27 protein-coding genes are annotated in these 24546 nt (G+C 68.1%); 18 read left to right on the top strand and 9 right to left on the bottom strand.

Translation table 11 applies throughout. The features are described 5' to 3' along the window. Positions 1-129: 129 nt before the first annotated feature. The 6 genes from MPLG2_RS07840 to MPLG2_RS07825 all read left to right on the top strand — a co-directional run bounded on the left by MPLG2_RS07840 (position 130) and on the right by MPLG2_RS07825 (position 4991). A complete protein-coding gene (locus tag MPLG2_RS07840; RefSeq protein WP_105185645.1) occupies positions 130-2862 on the top strand; it encodes a DEAD/DEAH box helicase in 2733 nt (910 codons plus the stop codon). A gap of 410 nt (positions 2863-3272) precedes the next feature. Then, positions 3273-3407: a hypothetical protein gene (locus MPLG2_RS19650; RefSeq protein WP_269459176.1), complete on the top strand. Its 135-nt coding sequence runs from the start codon at positions 3273-3275 to the stop codon at positions 3405-3407. Positions 3408-3444: 37 nt separating this feature from the next. Further along, positions 3445-3756: a hypothetical protein gene (locus tag MPLG2_RS07835; protein ID WP_158680968.1), complete on the top strand. Its 312-nt coding sequence runs from the start codon at positions 3445-3447 to the stop codon at positions 3754-3756. Between the two features lie 112 nt (positions 3757-3868). Beyond that, complete coding sequence (locus MPLG2_RS07830; RefSeq protein ID WP_158680966.1) at positions 3869-4180, top strand: OmpA family protein; 312 nt, start codon at positions 3869-3871, stop codon at positions 4178-4180. Then, on the top strand, positions 4120-4284 hold the full coding sequence (locus MPLG2_RS18735) for an OmpA family protein (protein WP_162497163.1): 165 nt from the start codon (positions 4120-4122) through the stop codon (positions 4282-4284). Before MPLG2_RS07830 ends, MPLG2_RS18735 begins: the two co-directional genes overlap by 61 nt. 104 nt (positions 4285-4388) lie before the next feature. Next, positions 4389-4991 (top strand): hypothetical protein, encoded by a 603-nt coding sequence (locus MPLG2_RS07825; protein WP_105185642.1) that lies wholly within the window; start codon positions 4389-4391, stop codon positions 4989-4991. A 25-nt stretch (positions 4992-5016) separates the two neighbouring features. On the opposite strand, the gene MPLG2_RS07820 is transcribed toward MPLG2_RS07825, so the two are convergent. Continuing rightward, on the bottom strand, positions 5017-6087 hold the full coding sequence (locus MPLG2_RS07820) for an IS110 family RNA-guided transposase (RefSeq protein WP_158680754.1): 1071 nt from the start codon (positions 6085-6087) through the stop codon (positions 5017-5019). Between the two features lie 435 nt (positions 6088-6522). Between MPLG2_RS07820 and MPLG2_RS18410 the strand changes: the two genes are divergently transcribed. Beyond that, positions 6523-7029, top strand: coding sequence for an OmpA family protein (locus tag MPLG2_RS18410; RefSeq protein WP_158680965.1), 507 nt, complete (start codon positions 6523-6525; stop codon positions 7027-7029). Positions 7030-7046: 17 nt separating this feature from the next. Next, positions 7047-7823: an imidazole glycerol phosphate synthase subunit HisF gene (gene hisF, locus MPLG2_RS07810; protein ID WP_105185641.1), complete on the top strand. Its 777-nt coding sequence runs from the start codon at positions 7047-7049 to the stop codon at positions 7821-7823. Between the two features lie 91 nt (positions 7824-7914). On the opposite strand, the gene MPLG2_RS07805 is transcribed toward hisF, so the two are convergent. After that, complete coding sequence (locus MPLG2_RS07805; RefSeq protein WP_105185640.1) at positions 7915-8310, bottom strand: HIT family protein; 396 nt, start codon at positions 8308-8310, stop codon at positions 7915-7917. Between the two features lie 227 nt (positions 8311-8537). Here MPLG2_RS07805 and MPLG2_RS07795 point away from each other — a divergent pair, with 227 nt between their 5' ends. Further along, complete coding sequence (locus MPLG2_RS07795; protein WP_105185639.1) at positions 8538-8840, top strand: 4a-hydroxytetrahydrobiopterin dehydratase; 303 nt, start codon at positions 8538-8540, stop codon at positions 8838-8840. A 31-nt stretch (positions 8841-8871) separates the two neighbouring features. Here MPLG2_RS07795 and MPLG2_RS07790 read toward each other — a convergent pair whose 3' ends face one another. Further along, positions 8872-10404, bottom strand: coding sequence for a SpoIID/LytB domain-containing protein (locus tag MPLG2_RS07790; protein WP_105185638.1), 1533 nt, complete (start codon positions 10402-10404; stop codon positions 8872-8874). A 441-nt stretch (positions 10405-10845) separates the two neighbouring features. Between MPLG2_RS07790 and MPLG2_RS07785 the strand changes: the two genes are divergently transcribed. The 3 genes from MPLG2_RS07785 to ilvC all read left to right on the top strand — a co-directional run bounded on the left by MPLG2_RS07785 (position 10846) and on the right by ilvC (position 14276). Beyond that, positions 10846-12594, top strand: a complete 1749-nt coding sequence (locus MPLG2_RS07785) for an acetolactate synthase large subunit (protein ID WP_105185637.1) — start codon at positions 10846-10848, stop codon at positions 12592-12594. Positions 12595-12697: 103 nt separating this feature from the next. Beyond that, on the top strand, positions 12698-13234 hold the full coding sequence (gene ilvN, locus MPLG2_RS07780) for an acetolactate synthase small subunit (RefSeq protein WP_105185636.1): 537 nt from the start codon (positions 12698-12700) through the stop codon (positions 13232-13234). A gap of 13 nt (positions 13235-13247) precedes the next feature. Then, positions 13248-14276 (top strand): ketol-acid reductoisomerase, encoded by a 1029-nt coding sequence (ilvC, locus tag MPLG2_RS07775; protein WP_105185635.1) that lies wholly within the window; start codon positions 13248-13250, stop codon positions 14274-14276. A gap of 206 nt (positions 14277-14482) precedes the next feature. Here ilvC and MPLG2_RS07770 read toward each other — a convergent pair whose 3' ends face one another. Genes MPLG2_RS07770 through MPLG2_RS07760 form a run of 3 tightly spaced genes read right to left on the bottom strand, consistent with a single transcriptional unit; the run spans position 14483 to position 15366 of the window. Next, positions 14483-14689 carry a hypothetical protein gene (locus MPLG2_RS07770; protein ID WP_105185634.1) on the bottom strand — a complete coding sequence of 69 codons (207 nt, stop codon included), beginning with the start codon at positions 14687-14689 and terminating at the stop codon, positions 14483-14485. Further along, positions 14686-14955: a potassium channel family protein gene (locus tag MPLG2_RS07765; RefSeq protein ID WP_105185633.1), complete on the bottom strand. Its 270-nt coding sequence runs from the start codon at positions 14953-14955 to the stop codon at positions 14686-14688. The genes MPLG2_RS07770 and MPLG2_RS07765 overlap by 4 nt, the downstream gene beginning before the upstream one ends. 30 nt (positions 14956-14985) lie before the next feature. Beyond that, the gene (locus tag MPLG2_RS07760; RefSeq protein ID WP_105185632.1) at positions 14986-15366 is read right to left on the bottom strand and encodes an ion transporter; all 381 of its coding nucleotides are present in this window, start codon (positions 15364-15366) and stop codon (positions 14986-14988) included. Positions 15367-15718: 352 nt separating this feature from the next. Between MPLG2_RS07760 and MPLG2_RS07755 the strand changes: the two genes are divergently transcribed. Genes MPLG2_RS07755 through MPLG2_RS07735 form a run of 5 tightly spaced genes read left to right on the top strand, consistent with a single transcriptional unit; the run spans position 15719 to position 20368 of the window. After that, positions 15719-16954 carry an inorganic phosphate transporter gene (locus MPLG2_RS07755; RefSeq protein ID WP_197710118.1) on the top strand — a complete coding sequence of 412 codons (1236 nt, stop codon included), beginning with the start codon at positions 15719-15721 and terminating at the stop codon, positions 16952-16954. A 13-nt stretch (positions 16955-16967) separates the two neighbouring features. Continuing rightward, positions 16968-17258 carry a hypothetical protein gene (locus MPLG2_RS07750; RefSeq protein WP_105185631.1) on the top strand — a complete coding sequence of 97 codons (291 nt, stop codon included), beginning with the start codon at positions 16968-16970 and terminating at the stop codon, positions 17256-17258. Positions 17259-17273: 15 nt separating this feature from the next. Beyond that, positions 17274-17600 carry a DUF3349 domain-containing protein gene (locus MPLG2_RS07745; protein ID WP_105185630.1) on the top strand — a complete coding sequence of 109 codons (327 nt, stop codon included), beginning with the start codon at positions 17274-17276 and terminating at the stop codon, positions 17598-17600. A gap of 12 nt (positions 17601-17612) precedes the next feature. Beyond that, the gene (locus tag MPLG2_RS07740; RefSeq protein WP_105185629.1) at positions 17613-17933 is read left to right on the top strand and encodes a DUF3349 domain-containing protein; all 321 of its coding nucleotides are present in this window, start codon (positions 17613-17615) and stop codon (positions 17931-17933) included. Positions 17934-17983: 50 nt separating this feature from the next. Next, complete coding sequence (locus MPLG2_RS07735) at positions 17984-20368, top strand: HAD-IC family P-type ATPase (RefSeq protein WP_105187547.1); 2385 nt, start codon at positions 17984-17986, stop codon at positions 20366-20368. Between the two features lie 60 nt (positions 20369-20428). On the opposite strand, the gene MPLG2_RS07730 is transcribed toward MPLG2_RS07735, so the two are convergent. Next, the gene (locus tag MPLG2_RS07730; RefSeq protein ID WP_105185628.1) at positions 20429-21481 is read right to left on the bottom strand and encodes a 3-isopropylmalate dehydrogenase; all 1053 of its coding nucleotides are present in this window, start codon (positions 21479-21481) and stop codon (positions 20429-20431) included. A 271-nt stretch (positions 21482-21752) separates the two neighbouring features. Here MPLG2_RS07730 and MPLG2_RS07725 point away from each other — a divergent pair, with 271 nt between their 5' ends. Continuing rightward, entirely contained in the window at positions 21753-22841 is a 1089-nt protein-coding gene (locus MPLG2_RS07725) for a branched-chain amino acid aminotransferase (protein ID WP_105185627.1), read from the top strand. 128 nt (positions 22842-22969) lie between these two features. On the opposite strand, the gene MPLG2_RS07720 is transcribed toward MPLG2_RS07725, so the two are convergent. Both MPLG2_RS07720 and tpx read right to left on the bottom strand, forming a co-directional pair. Continuing rightward, a complete protein-coding gene (locus tag MPLG2_RS07720) occupies positions 22970-23899 on the bottom strand; it encodes an EamA family transporter (protein WP_158680964.1) in 930 nt (309 codons plus the stop codon). Between the two features lie 74 nt (positions 23900-23973). Further along, positions 23974-24471, bottom strand: a complete 498-nt coding sequence (gene tpx / locus MPLG2_RS07715; RefSeq protein ID WP_105185625.1) for a thiol peroxidase — start codon at positions 24469-24471, stop codon at positions 23974-23976. Positions 24472-24546 lie beyond the last annotated feature (75 nt).

Below are 24546 nucleotides of genomic sequence, written 5' to 3'. Positions count from 1 at the left end.
CGGTTCCGTGAACCGTGGGAACCGTCCCGTGAATCGTGAACGTCCCGTGAACCGTGGGAACCGTTCCGTGAAAACGGGGAGCCGCCTTCTTGATCGCCGGGCCGCCTCGCCCGCGGTAGGTTGGCCGCGATGACCAGCGAGACCGACACCACCCTGGCGGCCTTCGCCGCCGGGTACGACTTTCCGCTCGACCCGTTTCAGGTCGAGGCCTGCCGGCACGTCGAGGCGGGGTCCGGCGTGCTCGTGGCCGCGCCCACGGGATCCGGCAAGACGGTCGTTGGTGAGTTCGCGGTCTTTCTGGCGCTGAACCGGGGCACCAAGTGCTTCTACACCACCCCGATCAAGGCGCTGAGCAATCAGAAGTTTCACGATCTGGTCGACCGTCACGGTGCCGACAACGTCGGTCTGCTGACGGGCGACACCACCATCAACGGCGAGGCGCCCGTGGTGGTGATGACCACCGAGGTGCTGCGCAACATGCTCTATGCCAACTCGCGCACCCTGAACGGCCTCGGCTTCGTGGTGATGGACGAGGTGCACTACCTCGCCGACCGCTTCCGCGGCGCGGTGTGGGAGGAGGTGATCATCGGCTTGGCCGAGTCCGTCCAGGTGGTGTCGCTGTCGGCCACGGTCAGCAACGCCGAAGAGTTCGGCGCCTGGCTCGACGAGGTGCGCGGCGACGTCCGGATCGTGGTGTCCGAACGCCGTCCGGTGCCCCTGTTTCAGCACGTCATGGCCGGACGCCGCCTCTACGACCTGTTCGCCGACGAGGCCCCCACCGCCAAGGCGATCCCCGCCGGGCACGTCGACGTCAACCCCGAGCTGCTCCGCCTGGCCAAAGAGGAATCCCGCGGCGTGCGCGACGACTCCCGCAAGCTGCGTGGACGACGGGTGCGCAACGAGATCGCCAAACGCAACCCCCGCTCGTCCCTGGTGCCCAGGCGCGACGCCACCGTCGAACGACTCGATGCCGAAGCCCTGCTGCCGGCCATCTTCTTCATCTTCAGCCGCGCCGGGTGTGACGCCGCGGTCGGCCAACTGATGCACTCGGGAATCCGGCTGACGAACGCGAGCGAGCGGCGCGAACTCGAACAGATCGCGGCGGAGCACACCGAGGGGCTCAGCCCGTCCGACTTGGACGCCCTCGACTACGGCCACTTTCTGGACGCCTTTCGCCACGGCATCGCCGCCCACCACGCCGGGCTGTTGCCCGCCTTCAAAGAGGCCGTCGAAGAGGCGTTCGTGCGCGGCCTGGTGAAGGTGGTGTTCGCCACCGAAACCTTGGCCCTGGGCATCAACATGCCGGCCCGCTCGGTGGTGCTCGAGCGGCTGGTCAAGTACAACGGCGAGAGCCACGCGCCGATCACGCCGGGGGAGTACACCCAGCTCACCGGACGGGCCGGACGCCGCGGTATCGACGTCGAGGGCCACGCCGTGGTGCTCTGGCAGACCGGCATGGACCCGCGCGGCGTCGCCGGGCTGGCCTCGACCCGCACCTACCCGCTGCGGTCGTCGTTCGCCCCCACGTACAACATGGCGGTCAACCTGGTCGGCGCGGTCGGCCGCGAGCGCGCCCGGGTGCTGCTGGAGCAGTCGTTCGCGCAGTACCAGTCCGATCGCGGGGTGGTGGGCCTGGCCCGCACGATCGCCCGCAACAACGAACGCATCGAGGGCTATCTGGCCCAGGCTGCGTGCGACCAGGGTGACTTCGCCGAGTACGCCCGGTTGCGCGCCGAGATCTCGGGCCTGGAGGCCGAAGCGGCGCGCAGCCGCAGAGCCGACCGCCGGGCCGAGGCGATGAGCGTGCTGCTCGAACTGAAACCCGGCGACATACTCAAGGTGCCCGCCGGACGGCACACCGGCTGGGCGGTGGTGGTCGATCCGGGGTTGGCCAAGGGCGATCCGCACCCGATGGTGATGACCGAGGAGCGGCAGCTCAAGCGGCTCTCGTTGGTCGACTTTCCGACCCCGCCGATCGTGGCCGGACGGATGCGCGTGCCCAAGCACTTCGACCCCCGGCAACCGGCGTCCAGGCGCAACCTGTCGGCGGCGTTCCGGTCGAAGCTGGCCGAGATCGATCTGTCGGCCCCTCGCTATCAGCCCTCGGCGATGGACGGCGAGGTCGCCGACCGCATCGCGGAACTGCGCCGGCAACTCAAGGCGCACCCGTGCCACGCCTGCCCCGACCGCGAGAATCACGCCCGGTGGGCCGAGCAGGCGCTGCGGCTGGAGCGTGACAACGAGGGGCTGCAACGCCAGGCCGATAGGCGCACCAACACGATCGCGGTGAAGTTCGACCGCATCTGCTCGGTGCTCGAATCGCTCGGCTACCTCACCGACGGGGGCGATGAGGTCACCGACGCCGGACGCATGCTGGCCCGCATTTATGCCGAACTCGATCTGGTGAGTGCCGAGTGCATCCGCGCCGGTGTGTTCGACGGACTGAGTGCGCCACAGTTGGCGGCGGTGTTGTCGACGCTCATCTTCGAGGCGCGGGGTGGTGAGAAGCGCCGTCCGCCCCGCATGCCCGACCGGGCCAGCGAGCAGGCGCAGACCGCGCTGCGCAGCATCTGGCGGCAGGTCGGGCTGACCGAACGCGACCATCGGCTCGAACGTGGCCCCGAACCAGACATCGGCTTCGCCGAACCGGTCTTCGCGTGGGCGTCCGGGCAGCCGCTCGGCGACGTGCTGGACGATTCGGGCCTTACCGCAGGCGACTTCGTCCGTTGGGCTCGCCAGGTGGTCGACTTCGCCGGTCAGGTGGCCCAGGCCGCCGGACCTGGGGCGCTGCGAGACACCGCGCGCGAGGTGGTCGACAGGGTGCGCCGCGGCGTGGTGGACGCCGCCCCCATGGAAGACTGAACCGCACTTCGCGCGTCCGCAGCCATGGGGACGGTCTCAGCCGGTTGGGGGACGGTTCTCTCGTCGGTCAGGGGACGGTTCTCCAACGGTTGGAGAACCGTCCCCTTCCCGGTTGGAGAACCGTCCCCTTCCCGGTTGGAGAACCGTCCCCTTGCCGGTTGGAGAACCGTCCCCTTGCCGGTTGGAGAACCGTCCCCTTGCCGGTTGGAGAACCGTCCCCTTGCCGGTTGGAGAACCGTCCCCTTGCCGGTTGGAGAACCGTCCCCTTGCCGGTTGGAGAACCGTCCCCTTGCCGGTTGGAGAACGGTTCCCGATCCACCAGGCGGCCTGCGGGCTCGACGAGGTTTGTCCCTCGCATCGCCTACTAGGTGGTGGACGGCACCGTGTCCCAGCCCCCTTGAGGAGCCGTCATGCGCCGGACGTCGCTCACCGTTGTTGCCCTCCTCACCGTTCTGCTCACCGCCTCGGGGTGCACCGTGCCCGGCACGAGCCCGTCCACCGCGCCGCCGAGTGCCACCGACCGGCCACACGGTCGCAGCGACTGAGCAACCAACTGAGTCGCCCTCGGCCGAGGCCCTGCCGGTGCTCGCGTCGAAGTCGGTCAACTTCAGCGAGATCCCGGCCACGATCATGCTCAACCAGGTGATCGTTGGCGACGGGGTGACCAGCATCACCTGGACCCTGCGCAACGACGATGACGCCAAGGCCGGCGAGCGTCCCCGCGACTCAGAGGGCCGCTGCGTGTGCACCTACGCCCCGTCCAGCGTCTTCGTGCGGCCGGGCGCGTCGCAGTCGTTCGACGCCGTGTTCAAGGCGCTGCCCGACGGCGTCACCACCATCGACGTGGTGATTCCGCGCGCAGGTACGTTCCGTGAGGTTCAGGTTCAGCGATGAGGGTTCTCGCCACCGCCGCCGTGGTGGTCGCCCTGGTCGTGGACCGGGAGGTACCGCGCACGCCGACCCGACCACCGAGCCGGTCGACCCCAGCACGGCGGTGAGCTTTCCGGTGCTGCCATTCGACGCCCGGGTACTGACCATCGAGTTTCCGCAAGCCAGCGTCGACGGCTCAGTGACCGAAGACGGCAAGGTGATCACCCTGCGGGCCGACGTGTTCTTCGCCTACAACAAGGCCACCCTCAACGCCAAGGCCAAGGCTGCGCTCGACCGGGCCGCGGCACGAGTGACCGAGCTGCAGGCCACCACCGTCAGGGTCAGCGGCTACACCGACAGCAAAGGCACCGCCGCCTACAACAGCCGTTGTCGCAGCGGCGGGCCAAGGCCGTGCTCGCGGGCCTCGAACAGCGCCTGGACGGGCTGACGGGCGTCATCAAGGCCTACGGCGAGAGCCGTCCGGTGGCCACCAACAAGACCGCGAAAGGCCGGGCCCTGAACCGTCGGGTCACGATCACCGTCACCGGATGAGTCGGCGACGAATTTCGGCGAGCCTGTGGATAACCCCGGTCTGACGCGCTGGTGAGGCAGCGGCAGCGGTTAGCGTGTGGCAACTCGAAAGGAGCCCGCCCCCCATGCGTCTCATCGCCGGCCTGATCGTTCTGCTCACCTGCGCCGCCTGCACCATCGGCCCAACCCAACCCCAAAGCTCGACAACCGAATCACCCACCACGGCTGCAGCGGCACCCACCACCGAGGCGCCCAGACCGACACCCACCGAGTTGCCGGTTCTGGCCAGCCGCACCACGAGCTACAGCAGTGCCTCAGCCACTGTTGCCGTCAATCAACTGGTCGTCTCCGGCGGGGTGAGCACCCTGACCTGGACCCTCACCAACACCTCCGACGATGGCCTGATCGTCACCACCATTCTCGGCGACGGCATCTTCACCGACGGACAGGGGGCTACGGTGCCGGGCTCGAGCACAGGGGTACCCGGCGACGGGGGCGCTTCCGACGGGGTCTATCTGATCGATGCAGTCAACAAGCAGCGCTACCTGCCCGCCCGCGATTCGCAGGGCGTGTGCGTCTGCACGGTGCTCGACACCAACGTGACCCTCCAACCTGGCGGGTCGATGGTGTTCTCGGCCACGTTCAAGGCCGTTCCCGAAGGGGTCGCCACAGTCGGGGTCTCCATTCCAGGGGCGGGCACGTTCACCGACGTTCCGGTTCAACGATGAAGCGCGGACGCTGGTCGAGACGCTTCTATGTCTTGTCAAGGGTGGTCGTGTTGAGGTGTCGGAAGATTTGGCGGGCGATGTAGCGCTTGAGGCAGCGTCGGATTCGGGGTTTGGTTTGGCCTTGCTGTTTGCGTTTCTTGACGTAGGCCTTGGTGGTTTCGTCGTGTCGCATGCGGGTGTTCGCGATGGAGTTCAGGGCTGAGTTGAGTTGTCGGTCGCCGGTGCGGTTGAGGCGATGATCCTTGGAGTTGCCCGAGGAGATCTCCAGGGGGCAGACGCCGCCGATCTTGGCGAAGCCGGCTTCGTCATGGATGCGGCCGGGGTGAGACCAGACGGCGAGCACAATGGCGGCGTTGATGGGTCCGAGGCCGGGCAGGTCGAGCAGGGTTGGTTCGAGTTCACGCACGAGGGCGTTGATGGCTTTCTCGTTGCTGTCGAGGTCGGCGTCCAGGGTGTGGATGCGGGTGGCGAGGCGGTGCGCTTCGGTGCGGGCGATCCGGGCCAGGGTGGTGTCGGTGGGCCGCTTGCGCCAGCCCGCAATGAGGCTGATGTGGACCTTGTTGATTCCCTTGCGGGCATCGATGTCGAGGTTGTGGGTGCGTAGCAGCGCGGTGAGCTGGTTCTTGGAACGGGTCCGGTCGCGTCGCATGCTGTCGCGGGCGGTGAGCAGGATCTGCAGCGCGGCACGGGTATGGCCGGCGCGTCGGTCGGCGAGCCGTTCGCTGTCCTTGGGTAACGCGCCGCGGGCAGCGACCAGGGCATCGATGTGGTCGTTCTTGCCGCTGCCACGAGCCCGTTTCGGCGAGGGTGCGTCGACGACCCGGTAACCGCGTGCGGCGAGCAGCTCGGCTGCCTGGGCGCCGTAACTGCCGGTGCCTTCCATGCTGATCAGCACCTGGTCGACAGCTGGGTTGTCGTCAACACTGGTGCGGCGGCTGATCCAATCCACGGCCCGCAACAAGCCCGCGGCATGGGTGGGGAACTTCCCGTGGGTGATCTGGCCGCCGCTACGGGTCTCCACGATCGCGTAATGATGAGTGGCGGCGTGGGTGTCCACACCCACCACATAGGTGTAGGTATCTGCAACGATGGCCATCGGTGTCTGAGCCTCCTGTTTTCGGGATGTTGGGCATCGAGCCGGTCGAACCGGCGCGGCCATCCCGGGGAAAGAGTCACCCGTGGCGTTACTGTGATCGGTCACCCCGCCAAAGCGGTGGGACGGGCTTCTATCAGGCCAACGAGTGGGCCGGGATGGTCGGCCGGTTCTCCGTGCACGAGCCGGACAGATCTCGACCAAGACACCCCGCACAATTGCGGACGGTCAGCTTGTCGAAGGGTCACGACCCGCACACGAACAACCGGTCCCACCACCCTGCCAGCTAGCCCCAGGCCAGCCACCACCAACTCTCACAGCTTGTCGAGACCTTCACGGTTGGTGATTTCGGCACGCGCGAGCAGTGATCTGCAAGCCATTCGGCGAGTTCGACGGTTGATATCGCGCGTATTGGCCGCCGCCGTCATTGCCACCCTGATGGCCTGGGCCCTGATCGGCCCGAAGCCGGCAACCGCAGAGACAACGAGCCCCGACCCGTCCACCTCGCCGGTGGTGGCCGAGGCAATGGCCCTGCCGATCGAGGGCGAGGTGCGTGACCTCACGTTTCCCACCGCCAACCTCGACGGGTCGGTCACCGAAGAGGGCACGGTGATCACTTTGAAGGCCGACGTGTTCTTCGCCTACAACAAGGCCACGCTGAACAGCAAGGCGTCCGCCGCCCTCGACCGGGCCGCGGCGCGGTTGAAAGAGCTCGGTGCCACGACGGTGCGCGTCGCCGGGTACACCGACAGCAAAGGCACGGCGGCGTACAACCGGGGGTTGTCACTGCGTCGGGCCGAGGCCGTCCGTGCCGGCCTGGCAACGCGCCTGCCCAACCTGACCCAGGCGGTCAAGGGCTACGGCGAGAGCCGCCCGGTGGCGTCCAATGAAACGGCCAAGGGGCGGGCGCTCAACCGTCGGGTCACGATCGCGGTCACGCGATAGGCCACTAGCCTGACCACATGAGCGTCGCGATCCGGGTGATTCCCTGCCTCGATGTGCATGACGGACGGGTGGTGAAAGGCGTCAACTTTCTCAACCTGCGCGATGCCGGCGATCCGGTCGAACTGGCCGCCGCCTACGGCGCCCAGGGTGCCGACGAGTTGACGTTTCTCGACATCTCGGCGTCGTCGCAGGGGCGTGCCACCACTCACGACATGGTGCGCCGCACCGCCGAGACGGTGTTCATTCCACTGTGCGTCGGCGGGGGAGTGCGTGGCGTCGACGACGTCGACGTGCTGCTGCGCACCGGCGCCGACAAGGTGGGCATCAACACCGGCGCGATCAACCGTCCGCAGGCCATCGACGACATCACCCGACGGTTCGGCAACCAGGTGCTCGTGCTGTCGTTGGACGCCCGCCGCGAGGCGGGGCAGCCGTCCGGCTACGGGGTGACCACGCACGGCGGACGTCAATCGGCAGGGTTGGACGCCATCGCCTGGGTAAAAGAAGCCGTCGATCGGGGATCGGGCGAGATTCTGCTCAACTCGATGGACGCCGACGGCACCACGGGCGGCTTCGACCTGCCGATGATCGAGGCGGTGCGGGCCGTGGTCGACGTGCCGGTGATCGCCTCGGGCGGCGCCGGCACCGTGCAGCATTTCGTGGACGCCGCTCGCGCCGGCGCCGACGCGGTGTTGGCCGCGTCGGTGTTTCACTACGGCACGTTGAGCATCGCCGAGGTGAAGCAGGGGCTGGCCGAAGCGGGATTCCCGGTGCGCATGGTCACACCCGCCTGATCGGTAGCTGCGCCGCTGGTCGAGCTTGCCGAGACCCGTCCATGAGCCACCAGAGGGTCTCGCCACGCTCGACCGCCAGTGGTGTGGGGCACTATTCGGTGAGGGCGGCGGCCACCTCGTCGAGATCGATGCCGGGCGTGCGATCGGTGAGCGCCCGCAGTCCGGGGTCGTCGGTGTACCGCGGCACCACGTGCACGTGCAGGTGAAACACCTCCTGGCCGGCCACCGAACCGGAGTTGACCAGCAGGTTGACGCCGTCAGCACCCAACCGCTCGGTGAGCAGCCGGGCGGTGGCGCTGACCGCGGGAGCGATCTCGGTGAGCGCCTCGTCGGGGGCCAGCAGGTCGTCGACGTGGCGGCGCGGAATCACCAGGGTGTGCCCGCGTTTGAACGGGTTGATGTCGAGAAACGCGATGGCAGCGTCGTCGGCATACACCTGGCGCGAGGGAATGTCACCGGCCGCGATGGCGCAGAACAGGCAATCCATGCCCTGCAATCTAGCCCTGGGCCCGGGCCGCGGAATGGCGTGAGCCAGAAAGAGAACCGTCCCCTGAGCCGGAAAGGGAACCGTCCCCTGAGCCGGAAGGAGAACCGTCCCCTGAGCCGGAAGGAGAACCGTCCCCTGAGCCGGAAAGGGAACCGTCCCCATTCTGGATCGGGCCGTCATGCGCTGGCCCGCACAGGGAATCTGAAGCGGATGCTGCACAATGAGGCATGGCTCGCCTGCTCAACGACGAAGAGATCACCCGGCAACTGCAGCAACTGCCCGGCTGGTCGCGCAGCGAAGACGCCATCGTCGCCACCATCGAGGCGCCCGACTTTCCGGCCGCGATTCGCATCGTCACGGCGGTCGCCGACCAGGCCGAGAGCATGAACCACCACCCCGACATCGACATTCGCTGGCGCACGACGCACTGGCTGTTGACCACCCACGACGCGGGCGGCCTCACCCAGCTCGACATCGAACTCGCCCACGTCATCAGCGACGCCGCCCGCCGCGAAGGCGTGCAGCTGTAGCCGTTGGTCGAGCTTGTCGAGACCCAGCGACTCAGTTCAGGTCGACCTCACAGTCGCCAGAGGACGGGCAGGTGATGCGCCCGTGCTGAAACACGCCCACGGTGGACGAGCCGGACGACTTGCCGTCCGCGGTCGGAAAGCCGAGCTTCGAGCTCGGGCCGCCCTCGTCGCGATAGGCCTTCGCCAACGCGCCGGTCAGCAGGCGCGAACCGGTGGCCTTCGACCAGTACAGGTCGCCCTTGGCGAACCGCGCGAACAACCCACCGGCCACCGACACCTCGTTGGCGATCGGGGCGCCGAGGCGTCCGGTGGTGCCGCCCTCGTCGTCTTGCCAGCGGTCACTGTTGGCCGTGCCGGGCTTGAGGCCGGCGAACACCCCGAACAGGCGTTCCTTCAGACCGAACTTGCTCTTGAACGATCCGCCCGACACGGTGACGCTGCCCTTGGAGCCGCTGATCACCACGGTGTCGGCCCGCCCGCCCCAGGGTCCGTCGCCGTCGCGGGCGCTGACCCGAAGGCCGCTGAACGTGCCGATGGACGGGTACGCCTGCTGCAGCCGGGTCGACGAAAGGAACGCCGACCAGGCCTGATTGCGCATGCGTCCGTCGTAGGGGTCGGCCTTGGCCACCAGGTAGGGCAGGCCACCATCGGCGGTCTGCCCGCCGTTGCTCGAGCTGAACATGGTCAAGGCGACCGCCGAGCCGTACCGCAGCACCTGGTTGGGGGTCGCCGCGACGGCGGAGTTGCCACCGCTGGTTTCGGCGTCCTGGCCGCCGTACACCTGGCAGTAGGTGGTGTCGCACAGGTCGTAGATCGAGGTCTGCGGGCTGCTCTGGTAACGCGCCGCGTACGAGCGGGCCGCCACCGCCTGTGCCTGCACCGCCTCGCTGTGCCACGACGTGGGCATCTCGCGCGGCACCACGCCGCGCACGTAGTGCTCCATCGACACCGTGTTCACCGTGCGCGCACCCGAGCCGTAGAAGCGCAGCGCCACCTTGTCTCGGTAGTCGCGGCTCACGGACCCCGGCAGTCGCACCGTCACGATTCCCCGGGACGGGTTGTCGAACGTCCACACTCGTGACGAGGTGAGTTTGGTGGTGCGCGTCACCCATTTGCTGGATGAGTTGAGGTACTGCAGCACCCGCTTCGAGCCCGACCGCTTGATGCGCCACTGGCGATACTTCGAGCCGGTCGGCAGCGTGTAGGTGTGCCCGGCCGAGTCGCGCACCCGCTGGCCCGACGACGGCATCACGTTGAGCATCTTGTCGGTGTCGGCGCTCACCCAGACCCTGATGGTGTTGCCCGACTTCAGCGTCGACAGTGTGGTCTTGGGGTAGTAGAAGGCCAGAATCTTCTCGTGGCTGAGCCCGGCATCGGCCGCCCCGTAGGCGCCGTACTGCGACATGCCCTTGCCGTGACCCCAGCCGGCGCCGGTGACCACCACGTAGCCATTGAGCGGTTTCACCGTTGCGTCGGCGGCCTGGGTCGGGGTGACGGGGGCGGTCATCACGCTGCCCGTCAAGGCGACCGCGAGGGCCAGAATGCGGGTGCGCGTCACTGCCATGGGATCGCCTTCGATGCGGGGATGTTTCGACCATGGTCACCCGCGCCCTCGGCAGACGCCAACGCACTCGCAACCTCGCGTTGAGACCCACGGTCGATGGGAGTTGTCGTCATTCCGGGCTTGGCCGGGATCTGGTCGTGCCGGGTCCGGCTGCGGTTGTGAGATTCCGGCGTGCGCCGGGATGACGAGGGGTGGCTTCCGCCGGGGCCCGCGCACCCGTAGTCCATGAGGTGTCGGTCCGAATGCTGGAAACACCGGTCCGAAAGTTGACACGATCACCCCGGCGGCGAACACTGTTCCCGTGCGGATCTTCAACCTCGTACTTTCGTGAGCGTGTCAGCCGACTAGTCGACCGACACGCACCCTCGCCTGCCGACGCAGCGAGGGTTTTTTCATGCAAAGTCTGAGCCCGCAACCACCACCCGCAGAAAGGGGACGGAGATGTCCGAGACCATGGCACCACCGATGCTGACCGGGGCAGAGGCCCTCGTCGAGTCCCTGGAGCGGGTCGGCGTAGAGGTCGTCTTCGGCATCCCCGGCGGCACGATCCTGCCGACCTACGATCCGCTCGGCCAGTCGAAGCTGATCCGGCACATTCTGGTGCGTCACGAGCAGGGCGCCGGCCACGCCGCCGAAGGCTACGCCTTGGCCACGGGCCGCGTCGGGGTCTGCATGGCCACGTCGGGCCCTGGAGCCACCAACCTGGTCACCGCCATCGCCAACGCGTACATGGATTCGGTGCCGATCGTCGCGATCACCGGCCAGGTGAACAGTCCCGCCATCGGCACCGACGCCTTCCAAGAGGCCGACATTCGCGGCATCACCTTTCCGATCACCAAGCACAGCTTTCTGGTCACCCGTGCCGAAGACATTCCCGCCGCCATCGCCGCCGCCTTCCATATCGCCAAGACCGGACGGCCCGGCCCGGTGCTGGTCGACATCGCCAAGGACGCGCAGACCAACACTGCCCCGTTCATCTGGCCCGAGGTGATCAACCTGCCCGGTTACCATCCGGTCACCCAGCCCCACGTCAAGCAGATCCGCGAAGCGGCCCGGCTGATCGCCGAGTCGGAGCGTCCGGTGCTCTATGTCGGTGGGGGAGTGATCAAGGCCGAGGCGGCGGACGAGCTCGCCCGGTTGGTCGAGATCACGAACATTCCCGTGGTCACCACGCTGATGGCGCGGGGCGCCCTGCCTGACAGCCACGAACTGAACATGGGCATGCCGGGCATGCACGGCACCGTGGCTGCGGTCGGCGCACTGCAGCGGGCAGACCTGCTGGTCGCCCTCGGCACTCGTTTCGACGACAGGGTGACCGGAAAGCTCGACACCTTTGCCCCGAACGCCAAGATCATTCACGCCGACATCGATCCGGCCGAGATCAGCAAGAATCGGCAGGCGGACGTGCCGATCGTCGGCGACGTCAAGGCGGTCATCACCGAACTCAACGGCGTGCTGCGGGGGGCCGACCTGCCCGACTACACCGCCTGGCGACGCTACCTCGGTGCGATCAAGAACAAGTACCGGGTGCCCACCGAGCCCACCCACGAGGGCATGTTGTCGCCCGAGTACGTGATCAAGCGCATCGGTGAGCTGACCGGTCCGGACGCCTTCTACGCCGCCGGGGTGGGCCAGCACCAGATGTGGGCCGCACACCTGCTGCCCTTCGAGAAGCCGGGCCGCTGGCTCAACTCCGGCGGCGCCGGCACCATGGGCTACTGCGTGCCCGCGGCGATGGGCGCCCAGGTGGGCGCGCCCGACTCGGTGGTGTGGGGCATCGACGGCGACGGTTGCTTTCAGATGACCAACCAGGAACTGGTCACCTGCGCGCTGGAGGGCATTCCGATCAAGATCGCAGTGATCAACAACCAGAGCCTCGGCATGGTGCGGCAGTGGCAGACGCTGTTCTACGGCCAGCGCTACTCCAACACCGACCTGAACACCCTGCGGGTGCCCGACTTTCCGAAGCTGGCCGAGGCCATGGGCGCGGTGGGCTTGCGGGCCGAGCACCCGTCCGAGGTCGACGCGGTGATCAACAAGGCCTTGAGCATCACCGACCGTCCGGTGGTGGTCGAGTTCGTGGTGCACAAAGACGCGATGGTGTGGCCGATGGTCGCCGCCGGCACCAGCAACGACGACATCAAGATCGCCAAAGACCTGGCGCCCGACTGGGAGGATGAGGAGCTGTGAGAATCTGCACGAGCGAAGCGAGTTCCAGCCACACCGGCGAGGTGGGACTTGTGAGAATCCGCACGAGCGAAGCGAGTTCCAGCCACACCGGCGAGGTGGGACTGTGAGGACGCACACCCTCAGCGTGCTGGTCGAGAACAGGCCCGGTGTTCTGGCGCGGATCTCGGGCCTGGTCGCCCGTCGCGGCTACAACATCGAGTCGCTGGCGGTCGGGCCGACCGAGCGTCCCGAGCTGTCGCGCATCACGCTGCAGGTCGGCGTCGAGAACGCCCAGTTTCTGGAGCAGATCACCAAGCAGCTCAACAAACTGGTCGAGGTGCTCAAGATCGTCGAACTCGAAGAGGCGTCGGTGCGCCGCGAGTTGGTGCTGATCAAGCTGAAGGCCGACCCGAGCACCCGCAGCCAGATCATCGAGATCGTCCAGCTGTTCCGCGGCAAGACCGTCGACGTGCAGAACGAGTCGCTGACCATCGAGGCCACGGGTTCACCCGACAAACTCGAAGCGCTGCTCGAAATGCTGCGTCCGTACGGCATTCGAGAGCTGGTGCAGTCGGGCCTGGTGGCCCTGGGTCGGGGCAGCAAGTCGCTCACCGACCGGTCGAAGTCAGACAGAATCCGCACGCCCGTGCTCAACAACTAGGTAAGGAAGACACATGGCAGAGATGTTCTACGACGACGACGCCGACCTCTCGATCATTCAGAACCGGGTGGTCGCGGTGATCGGCTACGGCTCCCAGGGGCACGCGCACGCACTGTCGCTGCGCGATTCGGGCGTGGACGTCCGGGTCGGCCTGCGGCCCGGCTCGGCGTCGGCGGCGAAGGCCGAGGCCGAGGGGCTGCGGGTGCTGCCCGTTGCCGAAGCGGCAGCCGAGGCCGACCTGATCATGATTCTGGCGCCCGACCAGTACCAGCGCACCATCTACGCCGAAGAGATCGCGCCCAACCTGCAAGAGGGTGACGCGCTCTTCTTCGCGCACGGCTTCAACATTCGCTTCGGTTACATCACCGCGCCCGAGGGTGTGGACGTCTGCATGGTCGCCCCCAAGGGCCCCGGCCACCTGGTGCGCCGTGAGTACTCCGAGGGTCGCGGTGTGCCGGTGATCGTCGCGGTCGAGGTGGACGCCTCGGGCGAGGCCTGGCCGCTGACACTTAGCTACGCGAAGGCCATCGGCGGCCTGCGCGCCGGCGGCATCAAGACCACCTTCACCGAAGAGACCGAAACCGACCTGTTCGGCGAGCAGGCCGTACTGTGCGGTGGCGTGTCGAAGCTGGTGCAGACCGGTTTCGAAGTGCTCACCGAGGCCGGCTACCAGCCCGAGGTGGCCTACTTCGAGTGCCTGCACGAGCTCAAGCTGATCGTCGACCTGATGTACGAGGGCGGCATCGCCAAGCAGCGCTGGAGCGTGTCTGACACCGCCGAGTTCGGCGACTACGTGTCGGGGCCGCGGGTGATCGACCCGCGCGTCAAAGAGAACATGAAGGCCGTGCTGGCCGACGTGCAGTCGGGCGCGTTCGCCAAGCGATTCATCGACGACCAGGACGCCGGTGCGCCCGAGTTCAAGAAGCTGCGGGCCGAGGGCGAGTCGCACCCGATCGAGGCCACCGGTCGCGAACTGCGCGGCCTGATGGCGTGGGTGAAGAGCCACGACGACGACTACGTCGAAGGCACCGCCGCGCGCTGATGAGACCTGCGCCTTCGCACCCGGGGCGCATGAGGAACGGGCGTCAGTCCCCACAAGGGACGGGCGCCCGTTCTGCCGTCCAGATCACCGGTCGAGCTCATCGGGACCTCTGTTGGTCGAGCTCGTCGAGACCTCTGTTGTCGAGCTTGTCGAGACCCGCCGCTGGTCGAGCTCGTCGAGACCCTCCCTCTTCCACGGGACGCTCGCTACTCGGACCCTCGCCCAGTGTCGTCCGACGCCTCCCGAAGCAGCGCCTGCAACTCGGTCACCATGGCCTGCGACTGGGCGCGCAGCTGCTGCAGCCGACGGGTGCGGTCGGGGACGCCGGCCGGCGAGGCGTCCGGTTCTTCGGGTGGCGAGCCGGCTGGGGGAGTGTCGAGGGCCAGGGTGGCGCTGGCCCGCTCGTGCGTCATGAGCGAATGCCGGCGGCGGTTGGCCAGAAACAGGTCGGCCAGGTAACCGGCGAGGGTGCCGAAGATGCCGACGCCGGTGCGATGATGACGACGCCGACCAGCCGGCCCAGATCGGTCACCGGGTACTCGTCGCCGTGGCCGACGGTTGCGATGGTGACCAGGGTGTACCACAGGGCGTCCGAGCCGGTGGCGATCGAGGCGCCAGGCGCCCGCTGTTCGAAGTGCAGCACCAGCAGACTGCCGAACTCGAGCACCAGCACGCCCATCAACAGCAGCGACAGCAGGGCGCTGCTGGCCTACTCGCGCCGCAGGCCGGCCCAGGTGAGCGTGCCGCCGGCAGCCCGCAACCGCCGGCCCACCCCGTAGAGCCGAAACAGGCGCAGCAGCTTCAGCTGAGGAACCGGCAGGCACGACAGCAGGTCTGCCCACCCGAAGCCGCGCACGAAGTAGGTGCCGAACGACTCGGCATGACGGGCTCGGTACAGAAAGTCCAGCAGAAAGATCACGCTGAACAAGCCGTTCATCACGGCCAGGATCGTGTCGAGCGCCGGGTCGGGAATCAGCAGGTAGAGCACCACGTTCACGATGGCCAGCAGCGACAGAGCCGCCGCGAACAGCTCATAGGCCGGGTGGGCGAGGGCGGGGCGTCCCGCCGGCGGGCTGACTGGGGTTGGCATGTGGCTCCTCTGGCTCGCTGATCGGGATCTTGGGTGGGGCGCGTCCACCCACCGATGCGGCACCACCGAGGCCGTCGGGGGTTTGCGCCGAGCGATCGGCGCGCAGTGTCGTGAGATTACGTCCGATCGTGGGGTGGTCCACGCTCACTGAGCGTGGACGCCCCTGAAATCGGACGTAATCCGACGAGCGGGCACGGGTTGGAGCGCCGACTTTTCGCAGCCTCGACCCGCGCGACGAGCCGGCGTCGGCTCGGCAACCGGCGGCTCGAGTTCGGCCAATACACAGCGCTCGTACACCTGTTGTTCACCTTGCTCACAGCGCTCGTTCACCAACGGCACCCACGCTTTGATCGTGAACCTTGAATTGATGTTGCTGATCCTGGTGATCGGCACGGCCATTGCGTTCGACTTCACCAATGGCTTTCACGACACCGCCAACGCCATGGCCACCTCCATCGCCACCGGCGCCCTGAAACCGAAGACCGCCGTCGCGCTCTCGGCCATCCTCAACCTGGTCGGCGCGTTCCTGTCGGTCGAGGTCGCGCTCACCGTGACCAACGCGGTGGTCAAGCTGCAGACCTCGTCGGGGGCTCCGAACCCCGAACTGATGGTCAACAACGGCCACGAACTGCTGATGATCGTCTTCTGTGGGCTCATCGGCGGCATTCTGTGGAACCTGCTCACCTGGCTGCTCGGCCTGCCGTCCAGTTCGTCGCACGCGCTCTTCGGCGGCCTGATCGGCTCGACCGCCGCGGCACTGGGGTTCGCGGGCGTGAACTGGATGGGTGACGGCACCAAACTGGACGGCGTGGTCGGCAAGGTCATTCTGCCCGCCTTCGCCTCGCCGGCGGTCGCCGCCCTGGTCGCCACCATCGGCACCTGGCTGGTCTACCGCATCACCGCGGGCGTGGCCGAGCGCTACGCCGAGGGGGGCTTCCGGTGGGGTCAGATCGGCACCGCGAGCCTGGTGTCGCTGGCCCACGGCACCAACGACGCGCAGAAGACGATGGGCGTCATCACCCTTGGCCTGATCGCCTACGGCGTGCAGACCGACACCACCACCGTTCCGCTGTGGGTCAAGGTGGCCTGTGCGGTCGCGATCGCCGCCGGCACCTACATGGGCGGCTGGCGCATCATTCGCACGCTGGGCAAGGGCCTGGTCGAGATCAGTTCGCCGCAGGGCATGGCGGCCGAGGCGTCATCGGCCGCGGTCATTCTCACCTCGAGCCACCTGGGCTTCGCCCTGTCGACCACCCATGTGGCCACCGGTTCGATTCTGGGTACAGGTCTCGGACGCCGCGGCGCCGAGGTGCGCTGGGGCGTGGCCGGACGCATGGCGCTGGCCTGGCTGATCACCCTGCCGGCCGCCGGCATCGTCGGTGCCCTGTGCTTCTGGCTGGGCGACAGCATTCCCGGCTACGGCGGCCCCCTGGTGGTGTTCGCGATTCTGCTCGGCCTGACCGGCTGGATGATGGCGCACTCGCGCAAGAGCGCCGTGCACGCCGGCAACGTCAACGACGAGTGGCACAGCGAAGTGAAGCCGGGCGCGTCCGTCGCCGACACCGAAACCGTGAGCACGAAGGCCTGAAGGAGAACACGACATGTTGCAACTGTTCGGTAATGCGATCGGCCAGGTCGTGGCCATCTCGATTCTGGTCGGGGCCGGCCTGCCCGCCCTCTTCGCCTTCGGTGTGCGCGCTCTCGCGGTCGGCGCCGGAGGCGCGGCCGAGGTGACCGGAGAGGCGGGCAAACCCGCCATGAAGATCGTGGCCTGGCTCTGCTTCGCCCTGGTGCTGGCCGTCATCGCCGTGGGCCTGGCGATCATCATCTCGTCGGGGTTCGGCTACAAGGTGTCGTTCGAGCACGTCTTTCCGACGTTCATCAAGAAGTAGTAGCGGGGGCACGTCATGGGCGATCGGGGCGGTCTGTTGGAGCGAATCCTGCACTGGCTGCGCGCCGGCTACCCCGAGGGTGTGCCGCAACACGACTACGTGGCGCTGCTGGGCATTCTGCAGCGTACGCTGACCGCTGACGAGGTCGAGCAACTGGCCCACCGCCTGCGCGAGACCCGTGGCTCTTCTGTCAGTGATGACGAGATCCGTACACTGATTCGCGAAACCGCGTTGGAGGAACCGTCGGACACCGACATTCGGCGCGTCGCGAGCAGGCTGGCCGAGGGTGGGTGGCCGCTGCAATCGACGCCGGTGGAGGCGACGACTGACCAGAAGGGTTGAGGCCCGGAGTTCATGTCTCGTATCGAGCGAATCGTCAATTGGCTCAAGGGCGGCTACCCGCAGGGCATTCCCGAAGCGGATTACGTGCCGCTGCTGGCCGTGCTGCGGCGTCGGTTGAGCCCTGACGAGATCGGCGAGCTTGCCGAGCGCATCGTGCGCGACGGGCTGGTGCCCGCCGAGCGCATCGACGTCGGGGCCGAGTTCCTACGGTTGACCAACGAGTTGCCGAGCGAGGCCGAACTGCGCCGAGTCAGCGAGCGGCTGAACGATTCGGGCGTCGACGTCAGCTACGAACCGCCGGCCTGGGCCCGTCCGGGCGGCGACGCGAACTGACCCTGGGTGGTCGTGACGAGGCCCGACCAGTGGTGTGGCAGGCTTGCCCGGTGACCACACAGACGCAGGCCCGAGACCCGGGGCTGAGCGCCGCCGAGGTCGCCGACCGCATCGCCCAGGGGCAGCTCAATCACCTGCCGCCCCGCTCGGGCCGCACCGTGGCCGACATCGTGCGGGCCAACGTGTTCACCCGCATCAACGCGATCCTGGCCGTGTTGCTGGCTCTGGTGCTGGCCACCGGATCGTGGATCAACGGAGCCTTCGGGCTGCTGATCATCGCCAACTCGGCCATCGGCATCATTCAAGAACTGCGCGCCAAGCACACCCTCGACAGCCTGGCCGTGGTGGGCGAGGCTCGTCCACGAATCAGGCGCGACGGCGTGGCGCGCGACCACGCGCGCGACGAGATCGTGCTCGACGACGTGATCGAGGTGGGCCCGGGCGACCAGATCGTGGTCGACGGCACGGTCGTTGAGGCCGAGTACCTCGAGGTCGACGAGTCGCTGCTCACCGGTGAATCCGACCCCGAAGAAAAGGCGCTCGGGGCGGCGGTGATGTCGGGCAGTTTCGTGGTGGCGGGCGCGGGCGCCTATCGGGCCACGAAGGTGGGCAGTGAGTCGTACGCGGCGCAACTGACCGCCGAGGCGGCCAAGTTCACGTTGGTGAAGTCCGAACTCACCCAGGGCATCAACTCGATTCTGAAGGTGATCACCTGGGTGCTGATTCCGGTGGGTGTGGCCACGATCGTGGTGCAGTTGACGCAGGCTCACAACGATTGGCGCCGCTCGGTGCTGGCCATGGCCGGCGCGCTGGTGCCGATGGTGCCCGAGGGGCTGATTCTGCTCACCTCGGTGGCGTTCGCGTTGGGGGTCGTCCGGCTGGGCCGGCGCAACTGCCTGGTGCAGGAACTGCCGGCCATCGAGGGTCTGGCGCGGGTCGACGTGGTGTGCGCCGACAAGACCGGCACGCTCACCGAGAACGGCATGACGTTCGGCGAACTGCGGCTGGTGGACGGCGGGGGCGAGGCCGAGGTGGCGGCCGCGTTGCAGCAACTGGTGGCCGCCGACGCCCGTCCCAACGCCTCGATGCAGGCGATCGCCGCCCGGTACCCGGCCGCGCAGCAGGCCTGGCCGGTGCTGGCCAAGCTGCCGTTCACCTCGGCCAAGAAGTGGTCGGGGGCGACCTTCGTGGTGCCCGATCGCGGTGCGCAGAACTGGGTGGTGGGAGCGCCGGACGTGCTGGCCCCTGCCGGTTCGCCGGTGGCGCTCGAGGCCGAGCGCATCGCGTCCGGGGGGTTGCGGGTGCTGCTGGTGGCCACAGCGGAGCGCCCCGTGGACGACCCGCTGGCGCCCGGTACGGTGACCCCGCGGGCGCTGATCGTGCTGAACCAGAAGATTCGCCCCGACGCCGCCGAAACCCTGGCGTACTTCGCCGAACAGCGGGTGCAGCTCAAGGTGATCTCGGGCGACAACGCCGCATCGGTGGGGGCCGTGACCCGTTCGTTGGGCGTGGTGTCGGGCACCGCCGTCGACGCGCGCACCCTGCCCACCGACGCGGTCGAATTCGCCACCGCCGTTGACGAGACCGACGTGTTCGGCCGGGTCACGCCGCACCAGAAGCGGGCGATGGTCGCTGCGCTGCAGTCGAAGGGCCACACGGTGGCCATGACCGGGGACGGCGTCAACGACGTACTGGCGCTCAAGGACGCCGACCTGGGCGTCGCCATGGGCTCGGGCGCGGCGGCCACCCGGGCGGTGGCCAAGATCGTGCTGCTCGACGACCGGTTCGCCACCCTGCCGCACGTGGTGGGCGAAGGACGCCGCGTGATCGGCAACATCGAGCGGGTGGCGAACCTGTTCTTGACCAAGACCATCTATTCGGCGTTGTTGGCGCTGCTGGTGGTGCTGTGGCGGGTGCAGTTTCCGTTTCTGCCGATTCACGTCACGATCACGGGCTGGTTCACCATCGGCATTCCGGCGTTCCTGCTGTCGCTCGCGCCCAACAACGAGCAGGCCCGGCCCGGGTTCGTCCGACGAGTGCTGCAGTTGGGGCTGCCCGCCGGCATCGTGGTGGGCACGCTCACGTTCATCACCTACCTGCTGGTGCGCACCGACGATCCGAGCGCGGTGGCCATGCAGCAGACCTACACCGCCACCCTGGCCTGCCTGATCGTCGCGGCCACCTGGGTGCTTGCGGTGGTGGCCCGTCCGTACCGGTGGTGGCGGGTGGGGCTGGTGATGCTCAGCCTGCTGGCCTACCTGCTGATCTTCACCTGGCCGTTCACCCAGAGCATCTTCTTTCTCGACATCGGCAACCGGGCGGCGATGGGCACCGGGCTGCTGCTGGGCGTGGTGGGTGCGGTGTTGATCGAGGCCCTGTGGTGGATTCGCGGCAAAGTGTTCGGCGCACCATTGGTGTTCTGGAGCCGCAGCTAGCAGGCCCGAGCAGACCGGGACGGTTCAGGGACGTGTTCGCGTTCCTTCCCCTTTTCGTGCTCAGGCGCTGACCCGTGCAGCGATCGCGTCGCCGACCTCGCTGGTGGAGCGCTTCTCGCTTCCGCGTGCGGCGATGTCGGCATCGACGGCGGCGTCGATGCGGGCGGCGTCGTCACGCCGTCCAAGGTGGTCCAGCAGCAGGGCCATGGACGAGATCGTGGCGGTCGGGTCGGCGATGCCCTGGCCGGCGATGTCGGGCGCCGAGCCGTGCACCGGCTCGAACATCGACGGAAACTCACCGGTGGGGTTGATGTTGGCCGAGGCCGCCAGGCCGATGCCACCGGTGACGGCGGCCGCCAGGTCGGTGACGATGTCGCCGAACAGGTTGTCGGTGACGATCACGTCGAAGCGCTGGGGGTCCTGCACCAGCATGATCATGGTGGCGTCCACGTGCAGGTAGTCGGTGGTCACGTCGGGGTACTCTTCGGCGACCGCCCCGAAGATGCGGTTCCACAGCCCGCCCGCGTTGACCAGCACGTTGTGCTTGTGCACCAGGGTCACCTTCTTGCGGCGCCGCATCGCCCGCTCGAAGGCGTCACGAATCACCCGCTCGACACCGCGGGCGGTGTTCACGCTCACCTCGTTGGCCACCTCGAACGGGGTGCCGGTCTGCATCGAGCCGCCGACGCCGCAGTACAGGCCTTCGGTGCCCTCGCGCACCACCACAAAGTCGATGGGTCCGCGCGCCACGACGGCGTCCGACAGGGGAGTGGTGATGCCCGGGTAGAGGGTGGACGGCCGCAGGTTGACGTAGTGGTCGAACGCGAAGCGCAACTTCAGCAGCAGGCCCCGCTCCAGCAGCCCGGACGGGATCGCCTTCGACCCCGGCGCCGCGCCGACCGCGCCCAGAATCAGCGCATCGGCGCGGGCCAACTCGGCCAGCACCGAATCGGGCAGCACTTCGCCGGTGCGCTGCCAGCGCTCGGCCCCCAAGTCGTAGTGGGTGAAGTCGAAGGCGTCGGCACCCACGGTCGCCTTCAGCGCCTTGAGTCCCTCGGCGACGACTTCGGGCCCGATTCCGTCACCGGGAATGACAGCGATGTTCTGTGGCACCCGGCCACCTTAGGAGAGGTGTGGTGGCCAGCGAATGCGAGTCTCACGAAACCTGTGGATAACCGGGTGGCGCGAGTTCGGAACCGTCCCCAACTCCCGCCAGGTCAGGGACTCCGTCGGTTGCGGCCGTCCGCTCGTAGTTCCAGGGAATGACGACCGATTCTGACGCCGGCGGCGCTGATTGAGCGCCAAGCGCCTCGAAATCCGTCGTCATTTCACGACCGTCGCGCGGCGGGACGGCGTCCGGCGCCCGGCGAGTATTGTCCTGCCCATGCCGCTGCGCTTTCCGCTGACCGCCACCGACACCCCGTCCACACCCGAGAAGATCGCCGGCATTCACGCCGACCCGGGCTTCGGGGTCTACTTCACCGACCACATGGCGGTGGCGACCTGGCGCAAGGACGGCGGGTGGTCCGACGACGCGGTGGTGCCCTACGGGCCGTTTCAGCTCGACCCGTCGACCGCCGTACTGCACTACGCCCAAGAGGTCTTCGAGGGTTTGAAGGCCTACCGGCACGCGGACGGCTCCATCTGGCTGTTTCGCCCCGAACGCAACGCCGAGCGCTTGAACGCGTCCGCGCGTCGGCTGATGCTGCCCGAACTGCCGGTCGACGACTTTCTCACCTCGATCGAAGAGCTCGTCACGGTGGACGCCGCCTGGGTGCCGGACGCCCATGGTGGGGAGGCCAGCCTGTATCTGCGGCCCTTCATGTTCGCCAACGAGTCGTTTCTCGGGGTGCGCGCCGCCCATCAGGTGACCTACTCGGTGATCGCCAGCCCGGTGGGCCCCTACTTCGCCGGCGGCGTGAAGCCGGTCAACATCTGGGTCACCGACGCCTACAGCCGGGCCGGCAAGGGCGGCACGGGCGCGGCCAAGTGCGGCGGCAACTACGCCTCATCGCTGATCGCGCAGTACGAGGGTGCCGAGCACGGCTGCTCGCAGGTGCTGTTCGCCGACGCCGGCACCGGGGTGAACACCGAAGAACTGGGCGGCATGAACATCATGGTGGTCACCGCCGGCGGCGAACTCATCACGCCCGCGCTCACCGGCACGATTCTCGAGGGGGTCACCCGTGACTCGATTCTCACCATGGCCGGCGAACTGGGCCTGACGCCGGTGGCGCGGCCCGTCACCCTGGCCGAGATCTTCGAACGCATCGACTCGGGCGACATCGTCGAAGCGTTCGCCTGCGGCACCGCCGCTGTGCTCACTCCTGTCGCCGAATTCCGCTCTCACCAGGGCAATCACGTGATCGGCGATGAGCCGGGCCCGCGCACCATGCAGATTCGCTCGGCCATTCTCGATGTGCAGTACGGCCGTGCCGACGACGTGCACGGCTGGCTGCGCCGCGTGGTGTAGCGGTCGCCCCGTCCACACCGTGAACGAGCTGCTGTGGTTGATCGCCGGCGTCGCGGCGATCGCGCTGGTCGCGCTCCTGCAGCTGCGCAGGCCCCGCAAGGGCGCGATACCCACCGGGTTCGCCAGGCTCAACAGACGGACGAGAGGGGGTCCGCGGTGGGGCGGCGAACCGCTTCGGCCAAGCCCGCGATAAGGACGCCGGCGAGCACGGCCGCGAGGCCGATCCATTGCGCGGGTGCGAGCGACTCGTGCAGCACCACCACGCCGAGGGTCGCGGCGGTGATCGGCTCAGCCAGCCCCAGGGTCACCGCAGTGGCGGCCGACAGGGTGCGCAGCGCCGTACCCATCAGCAGGTACGAGGCCACCACGGTCACCGGGCCGAGCCAGGCGGCCATCGCCAGCCCTCGTGGTTGAGCCAGCCAGCCGACGTCCACGAACGGCAGCACGCACGCCGCGATCAACCCGCTGGTGCCCAGCACGGCCGACGTGGCCATCAGCGCCGGCATACCCCGGCGCAACAGGGTGCCGGTGGCGAACGCGTACCCCGCGTACGCGGCGCCCGCGACCAATGAGAGCAGCACTTCGCCCGGGTGCAGGGCGTGCGCGGACCCCAGCACCCCCGACAGCAGCGCCAAACCGGCGACCGCGATCGCCGTGGCGAACAGCCATGAACGTGCTGGACGGCTGCCCGCCAGCCACTCGAACGCCCCCGCGAACAGCGGGCTCGAACCCAGGGCGATCACGGTGCCCACCGATACCCCGTTGGCGCTCGTGCCGGCGAAGAAGGTCGCCTGAAACGCCATGATCGAACAGCCGCCGAGCAGCACCCAGCCGAGCTGCCCCGGCACGGGTGCGACACGTGCGCCGCGTCGTCGCAGCAGCGCCACCAAGCCGATCAGCGCCAGAATCAGCCCTCCGCTGAACTGCCGCACCGCGCCGACGCTCAACGGGTTCATACCGCTGGGGCCGAGCGCCTGGGCCGTGCCCGTGGTGCCGAACAGAACCGCCGCGCCGAGCATCAGCACGATGGCTCGTGACCTGTCGGGGGTTGGTGACACGGCCTGGACCCTACCGCGCGTACCGGTCGGGACTCACCACGTCACCATGCGTGGCCCGGTCGCCCGGCCGTTGATCAGTTCAGTGCTGCGAGGGCCGCGTCGTAGTCGGGCTCCTGGCCGATGCTCTCGGTGAGCTGGACGTGCCGCACGATGCCGTCCGCGTCGGCGACGATCACGGCGCGGGCCAGCAGTCCGCGCATCGGCCCGTCGAGCATGGTGAGGCCGTAATCGGCCCCGAAGGTGCTGCGAAACGCCGACGCCGTGACCACCCGGTCGATGCCCTCGGCGCCGCAGAACCGGCCCAACGCGTAGGGCAGGTCGTGGCTGATGCAGACCACCGTGGTGCCGTCCAGGCCCGCGGCCAGCTCGTTGAAGCGGCGCACGCTCAACGCGCACACGCGGGTGTCGACGCTGGGAAAGACGTTGAGCACGACCCGCTGACCCGCGAGGTCGTCCGAGGAGTAGTCGGCGAGATCGGGCAGGGTGAGGGTGAAGGCAATGAGTGGGTCGCCGACAGCGGGGGGTTCGCCCACAGTGGTCACGGTCTGGTCGCGGTACTGGGTGGTGGCCATGTCGCTTGTCTACCTCGGCCGATCACGAGGTGACACGGCAAGGTCTCAGTGCCTGAGATTGTTTGCCCCGCAGTG

The organism is Micropruina glycogenica, from assembly GCF_900289045.1.
Lineage (GTDB): Bacteria > Actinomycetota > Actinomycetes > Propionibacteriales > Propionibacteriaceae > Micropruina > Micropruina glycogenica.
The sequence above is the reverse complement of the archived record's forward strand: the minus strand, read 5'-3'. Positions and strand labels throughout refer to the sequence as shown.